This is a genomic window from Methylobacterium sp. JK268 (assembly GCF_054052225.1).
The window spans coordinates 85,548-98,467 of record NZ_JBSVZN010000012.1 but is presented as its reverse complement, the minus strand read 5'-3'; the positions used below and the strand labels follow the sequence as shown (position 1 = coordinate 98,467).

General features: G+C 62.9%; 11 protein-coding genes. 1 reads left to right on the top strand and 10 read right to left on the bottom strand.

The features are described from left to right. Positions 1-5 precede the first annotated feature (5 nt). The 3 genes from ACW9J6_RS14995 to ACW9J6_RS14985 form a co-directional block, all read right to left on the bottom strand. A complete protein-coding gene (locus ACW9J6_RS14995; RefSeq protein ID WP_457117285.1) occupies positions 6-1,163 on the bottom strand; it encodes an ABC transporter permease subunit in 1,158 nt (385 codons plus the stop codon). Between the two features lie 7 nt (positions 1,164-1,170). Beyond that, positions 1,171-2,373, bottom strand: a complete 1,203-nt coding sequence (locus tag ACW9J6_RS14990) for an amino acid ABC transporter permease (RefSeq protein ID WP_457117284.1) — start codon at positions 2,371-2,373, stop codon at positions 1,171-1,173. A gap of 258 nt (positions 2,374-2,631) precedes the next feature. After that, positions 2,632-3,654 carry an amino acid ABC transporter substrate-binding protein gene (locus ACW9J6_RS14985; protein ID WP_457117283.1) on the bottom strand — a complete coding sequence of 341 codons (1,023 nt, stop codon included), beginning with the start codon at positions 3,652-3,654 and terminating at the stop codon, positions 2,632-2,634. A gap of 251 nt (positions 3,655-3,905) precedes the next feature. Here ACW9J6_RS14985 and metC point away from each other — a divergent pair, with 251 nt between their 5' ends. After that, the gene (metC, locus tag ACW9J6_RS14980; RefSeq protein WP_457117282.1) at positions 3,906-5,093 is read left to right on the top strand and encodes a cystathionine beta-lyase; all 1,188 of its coding nucleotides are present in this window, start codon (positions 3,906-3,908) and stop codon (positions 5,091-5,093) included. Between the two features lie 498 nt (positions 5,094-5,591). On the opposite strand, the gene drt3b is transcribed toward metC, so the two are convergent. The 7 genes from drt3b to ACW9J6_RS14945 form a co-directional block, all read right to left on the bottom strand. Beyond that, the gene (gene drt3b, locus ACW9J6_RS14975; protein WP_457117281.1) at positions 5,592-7,664 is read right to left on the bottom strand and encodes an antiviral reverse transcriptase Drt3b; all 2,073 of its coding nucleotides are present in this window, start codon (positions 7,662-7,664) and stop codon (positions 5,592-5,594) included. Then, on the bottom strand, positions 7,651-8,151 hold the full coding sequence (locus tag ACW9J6_RS14970; RefSeq protein WP_457117280.1) for a hypothetical protein: 501 nt from the start codon (positions 8,149-8,151) through the stop codon (positions 7,651-7,653). Before ACW9J6_RS14970 ends, drt3b begins: the two co-directional genes overlap by 14 nt. Positions 8,152-8,319: 168 nt before the next feature. Next, positions 8,320-9,006 (bottom strand): hypothetical protein, encoded by a 687-nt coding sequence (locus tag ACW9J6_RS14965; protein WP_457117279.1) that lies wholly within the window; start codon positions 9,004-9,006, stop codon positions 8,320-8,322. 288 nt (positions 9,007-9,294) lie between these two features. Then, positions 9,295-9,891 carry a pyridoxamine 5'-phosphate oxidase family protein gene (locus ACW9J6_RS14960; RefSeq protein WP_457117278.1) on the bottom strand — a complete coding sequence of 199 codons (597 nt, stop codon included), beginning with the start codon at positions 9,889-9,891 and terminating at the stop codon, positions 9,295-9,297. A gap of 82 nt (positions 9,892-9,973) precedes the next feature. Further along, positions 9,974-10,309: a lipid-A-disaccharide synthase N-terminal domain-containing protein gene (locus ACW9J6_RS14955; protein ID WP_457117277.1), complete on the bottom strand. Its 336-nt coding sequence runs from the start codon at positions 10,307-10,309 to the stop codon at positions 9,974-9,976. Further along, a complete protein-coding gene (locus ACW9J6_RS14950; RefSeq protein ID WP_457117276.1) occupies positions 10,309-11,052 on the bottom strand; it encodes a glycosyltransferase family 2 protein in 744 nt (247 codons plus the stop codon). The genes ACW9J6_RS14955 and ACW9J6_RS14950 overlap by 1 nt, the downstream gene beginning before the upstream one ends. Beyond that, positions 11,049-12,785, bottom strand: a complete 1,737-nt coding sequence (locus ACW9J6_RS14945) for an ArnT family glycosyltransferase (protein WP_457117275.1) — start codon at positions 12,783-12,785, stop codon at positions 11,049-11,051. The genes ACW9J6_RS14950 and ACW9J6_RS14945 overlap by 4 nt, the downstream gene beginning before the upstream one ends. Between the last annotated feature and the right edge of the window lie 135 nt (positions 12,786-12,920).

The window sequence follows — 12,920 nt, the reverse complement described above, 5'->3', positions numbered from 1 at the left end:
GAGGATCACCGTTTTTGGCCGGCGGCGAGCCGGCGCTCCACGAACAGCGCGTAGCGCGACATGCCGAAGCAGAAGACGAAGTAGAACAGGGCCGCGAAGGCGTAGCCGGTCGTGACCACCGTCGGGGCCGCCCAGTTCGGGTCGATGCGGGCGGATTCGATCGTGCGGATGAAGTCGAAGATGCCGACGATGGAGACCAGCGTCGTGTCCTTGAACAGGGCGATGAAGCTGTTGACGATGCCCGGGATGACGATGCGCAGGGCCTGGGGCAGGATCACGAGGCGCATGCCCTGCCAGGTGCTGAGGCCCAGGGAGTTCGCCCCCTCGGTCTGGCCCCGCGGGATGGCCTGGAGGCCGCCGCGCACCACCTCGGCCATGTAGGCGGCCGAGAACAGGGCCACGCCGACGAGGGGCCGCAGCAGCCGGTCGACCGTGACGTCGCCGGGCAGGAACAGCGGCAGCATCACGTTGGCCATGAACAGCACCGTGATCAGCGGCACGCCGCGCCAGAACTCGATGAAGATCACGCAGACGAGCCGCACCACCGGCAGCCGCGAGCGCCGCCCCAGGGCCAGCAGGATGCCGAGCGGCAGGGAGGCGACGATCCCGACGAGCGAGACCACGATCGTCACCAGCATGCCGCCCCACAGGGAGGTCGGCACGCTCGGCAGGCCGAGGGCGGGGACGCCGGCGAGCAGGGCGTAGGCGGCGAGCGGGAAGACGACGAAGAAGTAGGCGGCGCCGAGGTCGCGGCGCGGCGCGTCGAGCCAGAGCAGCCAGCCGACGCCGAACGCCGCCAGGGCGAAGAAGATGTTGGCCCGCCAGCGCGCCTCGATCGGGTAGGAGCCGTAGACGAAGTAGTTGATCTTGTCCGCCACGAAGGCCCAGCAGGCCCCGACCGGGTGGCCCACCACCTCGGGCCGGCAGGCGTCCCGGTTCTGGCCCGTGAACACCGCGTCGAGGACGAGGAAGCGGGCGAGCGGGGGCACCACCAGGGCGATGATCACGAGCGCGAGCAGGGTCAGCGCCGCGTTGCCGGCGCTGGAGAACAGGTTCGCCCGCGCCCAGGCGAGGGGCCCGCTCACCAGGGCGGGGGCCGGCGCGGGCGGGATCGGCTCCCGGCGGATGTAGCTCAGCGGAAGGGTCCGGGGTCCGGCGCTCATCCTGCCCTCACCGCTCGATCAGCGCGACGCGCCGGTTGTAGACGTTCATGGCCGTCGCGGTGACGAGGCTGATCGTCAGGTAGACCGCCATGGTGATCGCCACCACCTCGACCGCCTGGCCGGTCTGGTTCAGCACCGTGCCCATGAAGACCTGGACGAGGTCCGGGTAGCCGATGGCGACGGCGAGCGACGAGTTCTTGGTCAGGTTGAGGTACTGGCTGGTGAGCGGCGGCACGATCACCCGCATCGCCTGCGGGATCACGACGAGGCGCAGCGTCGGGCCGGGGCGCAGGCCGAGCGCCCGGGCGGCCTCGCTCTGGCCCCGCGCCACCGCCTGGATGCCGGCGCGCACCACCTCGGCGATGAAGGCCGCCGTGTAGAGGCTCAGCCCCACCACCAGGGCGACGAATTCGGGGAAGAGCTGCAGCCCGCCGCGCAGGTTGAAGGTGCCCTTGACCGGCAGCTCGACGCTGACCGGGTTGGCGCCGATCAGGGACAGGAAAGCCCAGGCGAGGAGCGGCAGGCCGAGCACCAGGGCGAGGGCGACGAGGCCGACCGGCGCCTGTTTGCCGGTGCGCGCCTGGATTCGCCGGGCGCGGATCCGGAAGGCGAGGGCCGCCAGGATCCCGATCCCGAAGGCGGCCGGGATCGCCCAGGCGTCCGGCGCCAGGACGGGCTTGGGGACGTAGAGCCCGCGCTGGTTGAGGAAGACGGAGCCCGGCAGGACCAGCGAGTCCCGCGCCCCCGGCAGGGCCGCGAGCACCGCGACGTACCAGAACAGCAATTGCAGCAGCAGCGGGATGTTGCGCAGCGTCTCGACGTAGACCGTGGCGAGCTTGGCCAGCATCCAATTCGGCGAGAGCCGGGCGACGCCGATGAGGAAGCCGACCACCGTGGCGATCACGATGCCGATCGCCGCGACGAGGAGCGTGTTGAGGAGGCCGACCACGAAGGCGGCCCCGTAGGTGGAGGTCGCCGCCCCGAACGGGATCAGCGCCTGGCTGACGTCGAAGCCCGCCGTGTTGGTGAGGAAGCCGAAGCCCGAGGCGATGCGGGCGTTGCGCAGGTTCTCGGCCGCGTTGGCAATGGCGAACCACGCGACGAGGCCGACCGCGAGCAGCAGCAGCACCTGGTAGGCCGCGCCGCGGATCCGCGGATCGTTGAGCGGGGAGACGCGGGGCGGGCCGGAGGCCGGGGTGGTGTTCGACACGGACTGACCTCGACGCGGTGGATCGTGATCGATCCGGAACTCATTGTTGGCGCGGGATCCCCTCTCCCGTGCGGGAGAGGGGTAGGGGTGAGGGGCCAGGTGGTTCAGCAAGAAGGCTCGACCGTCCCGCTGCCAGCACCGCCGTTCAGCCAGTGTCGGGTCCGTCCGGGACCCTCACCCCTGCCCCTCTCCCGCACGGGAGAGGGGTTCTCGCGCCTCGTTCGAATCCCTCCCATCCAGCGGGAAGGAGAGCTCCCCTCAGCGGATCGGCGGGCCGTATTGCAGGCCGCCCTTCGACCACAGGGCGTTGACGCCCCGCTGGATCTTCAGCGGCGAGCCCTGGCCGACGTTGCGCTCGAACACCTCGCCGTAATTGCCCACGAGCTTGATGATCCGGTAGGCCCAGTCGTTGGTGAGCCCGATCGCCTCGCCGAACTTGCCCTCGGTGCCGAGGATGCGCTTCACGTCCGGGTTGTCCGTGGTCTTGACCATCTCGTCGACATTGGCCTGCGTGACGCCGGCCTCCTCGGCGTTCAGCATCGCGAAGTGGGTCCAGCGGACGATGTCGCCCCATTGCGAGTCGCCGTGGCGCACCGCCGGCCCGAGGGGCTCCTTCGAGATCACCTCCGGCAGCACGATGTTGTCGTCCGGGCTCGACGCCCGCAGGCGCTCGGCGTAGAGGCCCGAGGCATCCGTCGTGAAGGCGTCGCAGCGGCCGGAATCGTAGGCCTTGAAGGTCTCGTCGGAGGTCGCGAAGGCCACCACCTCATACTTGATCTTGTTGGCGCGGAAGTAATCGGCGAGGTTCAGCTCGGTGGTGGTGCCCTGCTGGGTGCAGATGGAGGCGCCGTCGAGCTGCTTGGCCGAGGCCACGCCCAGCTTCTTCTTCACCATGAAGCCCTGGCCGTCGTAGAAGTTGACCGCAGGGAAGTCGAGGCCGAGCGAAGTGTCGCGGGACATGGTCCAGGTGGTGTTGCGCGACAGCACGTCCACCTCGCCCGACTGGAGCGCCGTGAAGCGGTCCTTGGCCGAGAGCGGGATGAAGCGGACCTTGGTGGTGTCGTTGAAGATCGCCGCGGCGAGCGCCCGGCAGAAATCGACGTCGAGGCCGCTCCAGCGGCCCTGCGCGTCCGGCACGCCGAAGCCGGCGAGGCCCGGATTGGAGCCGCAGGCGATGAACCCCTTCTGCTTGATGCCGGCGAGCGTGGCCTGAGCCTGCGCGGCTCCGGCGGTCAGGCAGAGTCCCGCGGTCAAAGCGAGCGCCGCAAACAGCTTCTTCATCCGATCCCCGTCCCGTTTCTCTGGACGCGGCCGGTTGCGCCGGGAGGCGTCCGGTCCTGCGCCGTGGCTGCCCTAGCAAGGATCCTGCCCAATCCGGAGTCCTGCCCAGGATCCTGCTCAAGCGAGCGGCATTCGAGGCGAAGCCCGATGCGCGGTCAAGGGGTTGCGCAACCCATCCGCGTGGATGGGCGGCTTGACGGCGCGCGGCCGGACGGGCTGTGGTCGCGCTCACCTGCCGACCCCGAGGTCCGATGAGCATCACGCCCCCCCGCGACATGAGCCGCCTCTCCGAGCGCACCCGCCTGGTCCATGCGGGCCGCGACCCGTCCCGGCAGCACGGCTTCGTCAACACCCCGATCTACCGCGGCTCGACCGTGCTCTACGAGAGCACCGACGCCCTGCTGCACCGGCGAGCGGAGTTCACCTACGGGACGGCAGGGTCGCCCACCATCCGGGCGCTGGAGGAGGCCTGGACGCAGCTCGCCGGGGCGGCCGGGACGGTGCTGACGCCGTCGGGCCTCGCGGCGGTGACGGTGGGGCTCCTCGCCTGCCTCAAGGCCGGCGACCACCTGCTGGTGACGGATTCAGCCTACCGGCCGACCCGCAACTTCTGCGACGGGTTCCTGGCCCGGTTCGGGGTCGAGACCACCTACTACGACCCGACGGTCGGGGCGGGCATCGCCGACCTGATGCGCGACAACACGACCGCGGTGCTCACGGAGGCGCCGGGCTCGCAGAGCTTCGAGATGCAGGACATCCCGGCCATCGCGGCGGCGGCGCATGCCCGCGGGGCCTGCGTGCTGATGGACAACACCTGGGCGACGCCGCTCTTGTTCCCGCCGCACGAGCGGGGCGTCGACATCGCCATCGAGGCGGGCACCAAGTACCTGTCGGGGGGCTCGGACCTGCTGCTCGGGCTGACCTCCGCCAATGCCCGCTGGTGGCCGTCCCTGAAGCAGACCTTCTCGCTCTTCGCCATGTGCGCGGGGCCGGAGGACGTGTTCCTGGCGCTGCGCGGCCTGCGCACCCTGCCGCTGCGCCTCGCCGAGCACGGGCGGCAGGCTTTGGCCATGGCGGAGTGGCTGCGGGCGCGCCCGGAGGTGCTGCGGGTGCTGCACCCCGCCCTGCCGGAGGATCCCGGCCACGCGCTCTGGGCCCGCGACTTCAAGGGCGCCTCGGGCCTGTTCTCGGTGGTGCTGAAGCCCTGCTCGGAGCAGGCGGTGGCCGCGATGCTCGACGGGCTGGAACTGTTCGGGATGGGCTTCTCCTGGGGCGGCTTCGAGAGCCTCGTGATCCCCTTCGATTGCCGGACCTACCGCACTGCCACCGCATGGGCGCCGGGCGGGCCGGGCCTGCGCTTCCACATCGGGCTGGAGGATCTCGACGACCTCAAGTGCGACCTGGAGGCCGGCTTCGCGCGGCTTCGCGCGGCGGGGTGAGGCGAGGGCGTTTAGCCGCCCAAATCATGGCCTTGGGTTATCGAGCGACGTTGCAGCACGAACGGTGATTGCTTCGTATGAGGCAATCATTCGTTTTCGTATTTCAGTACTTATGCCTTATGTTCCCCCTCCTAAGGGAAGAATGCATATCTTTAGTATGGAGAATCAGGACGATGTTCCGCAACGCCATTTCTGTTCGCGGATCTCAAATCTATGCGCCATACACCGCAGATTTTATCCTTCTCAAGCCGCTTATTATAAGCGCTGAGAATATGGCTGCGATCATCGTGAAGTTGCTAATGTATGCTATACTAAGCGACAATTGTTTGTTATGCCGCAACTACGGTAATCTAGGCACTTATAACATCAGACCCGCCGAGTCGGGGTGACGGCCCGCTCCTACCGTCATTTGACCCGACACCCGATTGATACAGGTACCGTGAGGGCGCTTGTGTGTGAGCTGCCAACAGCCATTAAGGGTAGAGCGGAGCGCCAACGTTAATATACCTCGCGGCTGCGTTTGGCGTCAAGCTCTTTCCCGAGATCAAAATTGTTACCCCAAGCTGTGAACCAGTGGTTGGTGATTTTGCAAATCTCGGAGAGATCTTGAATGTCTAGTCCAAATATTTCTCCAGCAGATTGCTTTGTTGTGTCGCTCACATAAGGGCACACTATGAGATCTAACATAAGCATCAAAGCTTCTGCCTCGTTAGGGCAGTGAGCTTGAACATATCTCAGCTTGGAAATTGCTTGTTGCTCAACGAATTTCCGGAGCTTATCGTAACGCTTTTTGTCCTTCATATATGATAGAAGGGTCGTTATGGAAAAATATGACAGAGAATCTGCCCTTCTATACTCATTAGAACTTTTATCGAATGATATCATAAAGTGCTTTGCAATCAAATGTTCCGTAAGCCAGTACTCTTTGCCGATTTGCGATAGTGAGATCAGAAGATACATGCTTTCTATTTCTCGATTTATATTAGCAGTATTTTTTTCGAGCATTTGTATTACGTTTGAGTGTATAAATTTAAACAAGAAATGTCGCAAGTCGTGAGAAGCATTAGTTATCTTAGCAAAATCCACCGCGGAAGTGAGTAATCGGCATATACGTATCGTATGATTTACTTTTGGGCTAGAAGAATAAGCAAAGAACGCAAATTCGAGAATCGATGCAATGGCGTATATCGTCTTTCGATGATTCGAGTTCGTGGCACCGCACTTCCTCGCAACTTTTACGATCTTGTTCATTTTATTCTCAATAATAGCAAAGGTGTAATTTAGCAAATCGCCATACTCTACGGACGATTCTTTGATGACGGTTTTGTATCGTACTATCAGGCGATTAGAATTGACGAAACAGGAGAAATCAATTTCTTCTTGTACCGCCGATTGTCCAACCGACGTTTCAGATATCTTCGGATCAATTTCTTCATTCAGCAACTTAGAAATTCGTTCTTTGGCCACTGTAATCTCTGTAATAATGGGCTTATTATATAGCTTGATCTTCGATGTATTTATGGAAAGCTTTTTCTCTCGCAGTAATTCTTGCAGCGTCTCGATTACTTTGAATTCCGTTGACGACTGATTGAAGAAAACAAAATAATCGTCAACATATCTGAATATTTCGTAATCGACTTTATGGGCTAGGTTCGCGGTTTTCGCAAGGCGCGCCTCAAGTTCAATATCGATCGACTGTAATATAATTTCTGCAAAAATCCTGGAAAATTCGGGTCCGATCACAATTCCATTAGTCTCTTGGTGATTCATTTGCTGCATAAGTATGTCAAATCGACCGGGAAAAGTTAGCTTCGATTTTTCGATATGAAATTTTGTCTGGGTCTTTCCGAGTATCGACCATGGAATTGAGTGTGTGTAGATACTGTCAAAACATTTACTAATGTCAATTTGTATCATAAAATCGTATTTTTTCTCGCATCTATGATATTTTGGGGATTCGAAAAAACGATGTATGTTTCGATACTCTTTGTAAACGAAATATGACCCAATTTGCTCGTATTCATGCTGCTCCTCTTCGACACCTTTCGGAACAACTTCCATTCTTTGTTCATGAAGTTTATCCTTAAAAAAAACATAACGGGATACAGACACAGGCCGACGAATCGAGAATGCGCTTTGTGATGTGTAGTATATGACCAGAGAGCTGTGAGTGGCGTAAAAATTTGCGACTTGTACTTGGTTTCTCGGATGGACAACACTTAAAACTCTTCCATCCAGCTTATGCGCAACCTTAAAGTTGAACGGTATTGTATCCATTCTACAATCCGAAATAGGTACTGACCGTTGTGCGGCAGATGATCCCCATTGTACTATATTATTCAATCTGGATGTTGCGCCTTTCCTAATCCCAAATATGAGACGTATTGCCGTATCAACTCCCGGATCACCCGCTCTCCATTTCAAGATGTTTTTGTCAATCTCAACACAGAAATTGCGAAGGAAATTGTAAAATCCACGATTAGAGAAAGTCGGAGGCACCTCAAAGGGAAGCATATCTGTTAGTACCGAGCGCTGTTTGCGGTTTTTAAGTGCGACGCTATGCTTTGACATGTTTCCACGCCTCGACAATCTTTTGAATTTCTTTAGAATTAAATTTATGAAAGCGACGCTCTAAAAACCCACTTTCAAATTGATACTTTTTTAGCTTTTGCCGCAGGGCAGGCCTTTTGATTTGCCTAATGCGATTCCTTAGCGTTGTATCAAGCTGTTTTATTCCAGTAAGATCGTTTACAAGTGAATTACTATAGTAAATCCCTATCGTGGCGATCGATTTGCTATTCGAGAGACGGGTATTTCCCGTCAAGAATTTAATCCTCGAAACTATCTCGCGAAAAGCCAGACGGGAGTCAACGCATTTACGTTCGGCGTAGTTTTTGAAAGTTGCATCGAGTCGCTGCCTCAGCTTCGCCATTTTGGCATCGCTCGGCGCAATTAAGAGGTTGTTTCCTGCTCCTGTGTATTTGTAACCTAAATATTCAAATACATTTTGCCTCGTATGATCAGCGTAATCTATTTCCAAAGTTTTCGAACTGTTCATGGAAAGTCCGTTCGTGGTAAGTATATTTGATATTATGTCTTTGTAAATCCCTATTTCGTCCCCACCGGGCGGTCTGGCAAAAATGGCGACAATGTCGTCAACATAACGGCAATAAAGCACGAGGCCTGGTAAGTTGCGGATTGATCGATCGACCGATCTCAAAAACAGCTACGAGAGATAGGCACTGATACCTACGCCCCTTGGTAGCCCAACAGCACTGCCGCTTAGGTTGCCATAGGCATTTAGCAGCTGTTTGATGTATTTTTTAGATGAAAAACTTAGCAATTGGTCTTGATCAAGTTTGTTATATAATCTTTTTCGGTCAATGCTCTCATAAAACTCTGAAATGTCTGTACGCACCAGCTCGAATGGAAATCCTGAAATGATGGTGTCTCGTATTTGGCAGGAAAGATCGTGGCGATTTGATTGCTTTACGCCGTAGATACGATTAATATTGTATTGCAATTGTTTCACTACGAAAAAAGCTTCTGCTGTTTCTCCGACAGAATAGGCTGATTTCGCATTAGGAATATCTCTCCGCTGAATGGTCAGTTTGAAATCAGGTTTCGACGCGGAGGCGCTGATATTCTCCATCTCAATATCAATTAAATCGGATTTTTTAGATTTTAATGTGGAAAGCTCACTCTTTAGTTTTGAGTAATTCGATTCATAAACTTCAGATGGCATATTCGGCTTTATTTTTCGCAAGGCGCGAATCTCACCCGCCTTGTCGCGAATCGTATTAGTTATTTGTTCTAGGTTAGGGAAGTATATGCTAGCTAGGTCGACGCCTTTGCGATTTTCTATGTCAAAAATTCTGCGAAAACTTTCCGCTGTAAACATTTGATCGAGCAAAATTACCCTCCTGCATTGCGCCATCTACATTCATGCGCCATGCCGAGCCAGCCGCTCGCCATGATTGCAAAAAACTCGCCTAACAATGTCATCAGGAATGATCTTCCGCCACTTCCCGTACAAAGATATTCCCAGTTTTTTGGCCTGCCGACGCAACAAGGTCGGATCGGCGGACGGAGCCTGCCCAATCTGGAGCTGGGATTCAGAATAGAATTGAGATTCTAATCCGGCTCTTCAAGATGACGGCAAATCCACTTAATGTGAGGTAATATCGACACCGCCCCCCCCTCACGGCGCCACCCAGGTCCCCCGCATCCCCTTCTCGTCCCAGGTGAAGCGGGCCCGGCGGTGGCCCTCCCAGGCGAGGTACAGGAAGTCGAGCCGCTCCACCGTGACCCGCACCACGCGGAACTGCAGGCGCCCGTCCCGGGCGGCCTCCTCGTCGGCCGGGAGCGCGTAGGCGCCCCCCGCCGGGATCGGCGTGCCGGGGCCCGGGTCGATGCCGTAGCAGATCCGGCTCATCGGCAGGGCCGCCGCCCAGGCCTCGTCGGCGACCGGCCCGTCGCCGTGGATCTCCGCCCTCCCCTCGATCCGGACCTGGATCTTGGCGCCGGGCTCGTAGGCGTGGAGCGCCACCCGCGGCTCCCGGGCGATCTCCGCGGCCTTGTCCGAACGTCGGTCGGTGTGGAAGCGCAGGGAGCGTAGCGCCGGGTCGACGCCCCGCAGCACTACCGTGCGCAGGCGCGGGGCGCCGTCCAGGCCGGCCGTCGCCAGGGTCGGCGTGTGGAAGGCCCCGCGCCGGTGGGCCGCCCCCTCCTCCAGCCGCCGCCACGCCTCGGCGAGGCAGGCCGCGAGGTCGTCGGAATAGGGCGGTGGCGCGCTCATGCGGGTCTCGTCTCCCGGGTGCCAGCCAAGCGAAAACCGGGGCGGCGCACAAGCCCAGCCGCGCGGGCGCGACGACGCGCCCTCAGGCCGCGCCCCCCCGCGGCCGGCGCTTCTCGCGGAAGATCAGCGCGAGGTTGCGCAGGTAGATCACCGTGCCGAGGCTCTGGCCGAGGATGAAGACCGGGTCGCGCCGGTAGAGCGCGTAGGCGAGGAGCACCGCCGAGCCGCCGAGGGAGAAGAACCAGAACGAGAGCGGGATCACGCTGCGCCCCGCCCGCTCGCTGGCGATCCACTGGACCAGGAAGCGGGCCGTGAACAGGAGCTGGCCGAGGAGCCCGACCATCACCACGAGGTCGATCGGGCCGGCGAAGAGCGACGCGATGTAGGCCGAGAGGCCGTGCATGATGTCGGCGACCATCAGGCCGTCTCCTCCGCCGCGGGCACGACGACCGGCACGCGCCGCCGCCGCCGGATCAGCCACCACACGCCCGCGAGGTCGAGGAGCCCGACCCAGAGCCGGTCGAACATCCCGTAATTCGAGCGCCCGCTCAGGCGCGGCCGGTCGACCACGTCGACATGGACCACCCCGAACCCCTCCCGTACCACCAGGGCCGGCATGAAGCGGTGCAGCGCGTCGAAATACGGCAGGGCGAGGTAGACCGCCCGGCGGAAGACCTTGAGGCCGCAGCCGGTGTCCCGGGTGGCGTCGCGCAGGATGCGCGCGCGCACGCTGTTGGCGATCCGCGACTGGATGATCTTCAGCCGCCCGTCCTTTCGCCCCACCCGCTGGCCCTGGGCGAGCCCGGCCCCCGGCCCGGCCGCCTCGAGCGCCGCGACGAGGCGCGGGATGAAGGCCGGGTCGTTCTGGCCGTCGCCGTCGAGGGTGGCGATCAGCGCGCCGCGGGCCGCCCGCACGCCCGAGCGCACCGCCGCGCTCTGCCCGCAGCCCTCGCGGTGGCGCAGCGCCCGCAGCATCGGGTGGGCGGCGCGCGCCGCCGCCAGCGCCGCCGGGGTCCCGTCCGTCGAGCCGTCGTCCACGTAGACGATCTCGAAGGGCGCGAGCGGCGCGCAGGCCGCGGCGATCTCGGCCGCGAGGGGCGCGATGTTCCCCGCCTCGTTGCGGACCGGGACCACGACGCTGAGACGCAACGCCCCGCTCACGGCACCACCGCCAGGGCGTCGAGCCCCACCGGCTTGCCGCCGTTGATGTTGAAGCCGGTGACCCGCCCGACCATCCGCGGCGTCAGGCTCCGGGCCGCGAGCGCCGCGCGGACGGAATCCCGCGCGCGGTCCTCCACGTAGAGGAGCCGGCAGCCGCCCTGCCCCAGGAAGGACGCGGCCTCCTCGCCCGTCTCCGGCATGGCGAGATCGGTGCCGGTGAGGAAGACGAGGCTCGGCTCGCGGTAGCCGATCGTGGCGACCGCCGGCCGGCAGGGCAGCGCCTCCCGCAGGGCCGCGAGGCGCGGCGAGACCTTCAGGGCGGCCAGCACCGGCTGGGTCAGGCCGAACACGCCCGCGCTGAGGAGCGGCGCGGCGATGACCGCGGCGGCGAGCGCCCGCTCGGGCTCCCCGGCGGCGAAGAGGCGCCAAGTGCCGGCCGCCACCAGGGTCGCGGCGATCAGCAGCGGCAGCCCGGCGAGGGGCAGGACCCCGTCGAGCCGCCAGGCCGCGAGGCCGAGCCCGATGGTGAGGCCGAGGGGCACGAGGGGAACGAGGAGGGCCACGCCCCGCGCGCCCGGCCGGTCCCGGTGGACCGCCCCACGGACGAGGGCCAGCACCGCCAGGATCGCGAGCGCCGGGCAGAGGGGGAGCACGTAGTGGGGCAGCTTCGTCGGCACCGCCTCGAAGATCAGCCAGGACGGCACCACCCAGGCGATCAGGAGGGCGACGGCGGGTTCGCGGCGCTGCCGCCACGCGAAGGGGATCGCCATGGCGGCGAAGGCGGCCCCGGGCCAGAAGGTCCCGAAGATCACCAGCAGGTAGGTGCCGGGCGGCGCCCAGTGCTGGGTCTGGGCGGTGCCAACCTTGCCGAGCATGTCGTGGCCGACCGCCTCGCCGTAGAAGGCGCCCCCGCTCTTGACCGCGATGGCGACGAACCAGGGAGCGGCCACCGCGAGCACGATCAGGAGGCCGAGCCCCGGCCGCAGGCTCCGCAGCCACGCGCCCGAGCGCCAGGCGAGGGAGAGCGCCAGGGCCGCGAGGCCCGCGAACATCGGCACCATCGGCCCCTTGACCAGGATGCCGAGCGCGACCGCGCCCCAGAAGACGAGCACGGTGCCGAGCGGGAGCGGCGTCGCCGGCCCGCGCGGCGCCGCCGGTCCCCGCGCCAGCCACGCGCGGGCGAGCGCCCCGAGGGCGGCGGCGGCGAGGCAGGTGAGGACGGCGTCGGTCTTGGCGAGGCGCGCCTCGGCCGAGAGCATCGCGCCGGCCCCGAACAGGGCGGCGGCCAGGAAGGCGTGGCGCCGCGGCAGGATGGCGAGTGCCGCCCAGTAGGTGAGGAGGACGGCCCCGATCGCGCCGAGCAGCGAGGGGATGCGGTAGAGCGCGATGGTGGTGCGGGCGTCCGGCACGCCCAGCGCCTCGGCGGCCGCGACCACGGCGCTCTGCGCCCAGTAGATCCCGACCGGCTTCTTGTGGCGGGCCTCGCCCTGGAAGCGGATGTCGACGAAGTCGCCGCTCTCCAGCATCTGCTTCGAGGCCTGGGCGAAGCGCGGCTCGTCCCGGTCCATCGGCTGGAGCGAGGCGAAGCCCGGCAGGAAGCTGGCGAGGCACAGGAGGACGAGGAGCGTGCAGGCGGCGGCGTGGCTGCGGGCGCCGAGGCCTAGGAGCCGGTCGGCGAGGACGCCGAGGCCGGCGGCACGGCCGGGATGGTGCCCCGCGGCGAGGCTCGTCATGACGTCGCTCCGAACCGGCGGCGGGCCCGCGACGGGACCCCGCCCCCGGCCGCCGCGACGGGCGCTCCTGTCGGGGATCCAGGGAGGATTGTCAATTTTTCGGGACGCCGCCGCACCCGGATCCTCGCCCGCGGC

Coding starts and splice junctions, on each gene's coding strand:
- ACW9J6_RS14995 (WP_457117285.1), bottom strand. CDS start 1,163: ATGAGCGCCGGACCCCGGACCCTTCCGCTGAGCTACATCCGCCGGGAG.
- ACW9J6_RS14960 (WP_457117278.1), bottom strand. CDS start 9,891: ATGAGCGCGCCACCGCCCTATTCCGACGACCTCGCGGCCTGCCTCGCC.
- ACW9J6_RS14985 (WP_457117283.1), bottom strand. CDS start 3,654: ATGAAGAAGCTGTTTGCGGCGCTCGCTTTGACCGCGGGACTCTGCCTG.
- metC (WP_457117282.1), top strand. CDS start 3,906: ATGAGCATCACGCCCCCCCGCGACATGAGCCGCCTCTCCGAGCGCACC.
- ACW9J6_RS14955 (WP_457117277.1), bottom strand. CDS start 10,309: ATGGTCGCCGACATCATGCACGGCCTCTCGGCCTACATCGCGTCGCTC.
- drt3b (WP_457117281.1), bottom strand. CDS start 7,664: ATGTCAAAGCATAGCGTCGCACTTAAAAACCGCAAACAGCGCTCGGTA.
- ACW9J6_RS14945 (WP_457117275.1), bottom strand. CDS start 12,785: ATGACGAGCCTCGCCGCGGGGCACCATCCCGGCCGTGCCGCCGGCCTC.
- ACW9J6_RS14970 (WP_457117280.1), bottom strand. CDS start 8,151: ATGAACAGTTCGAAAACTTTGGAAATAGATTACGCTGATCATACGAGG.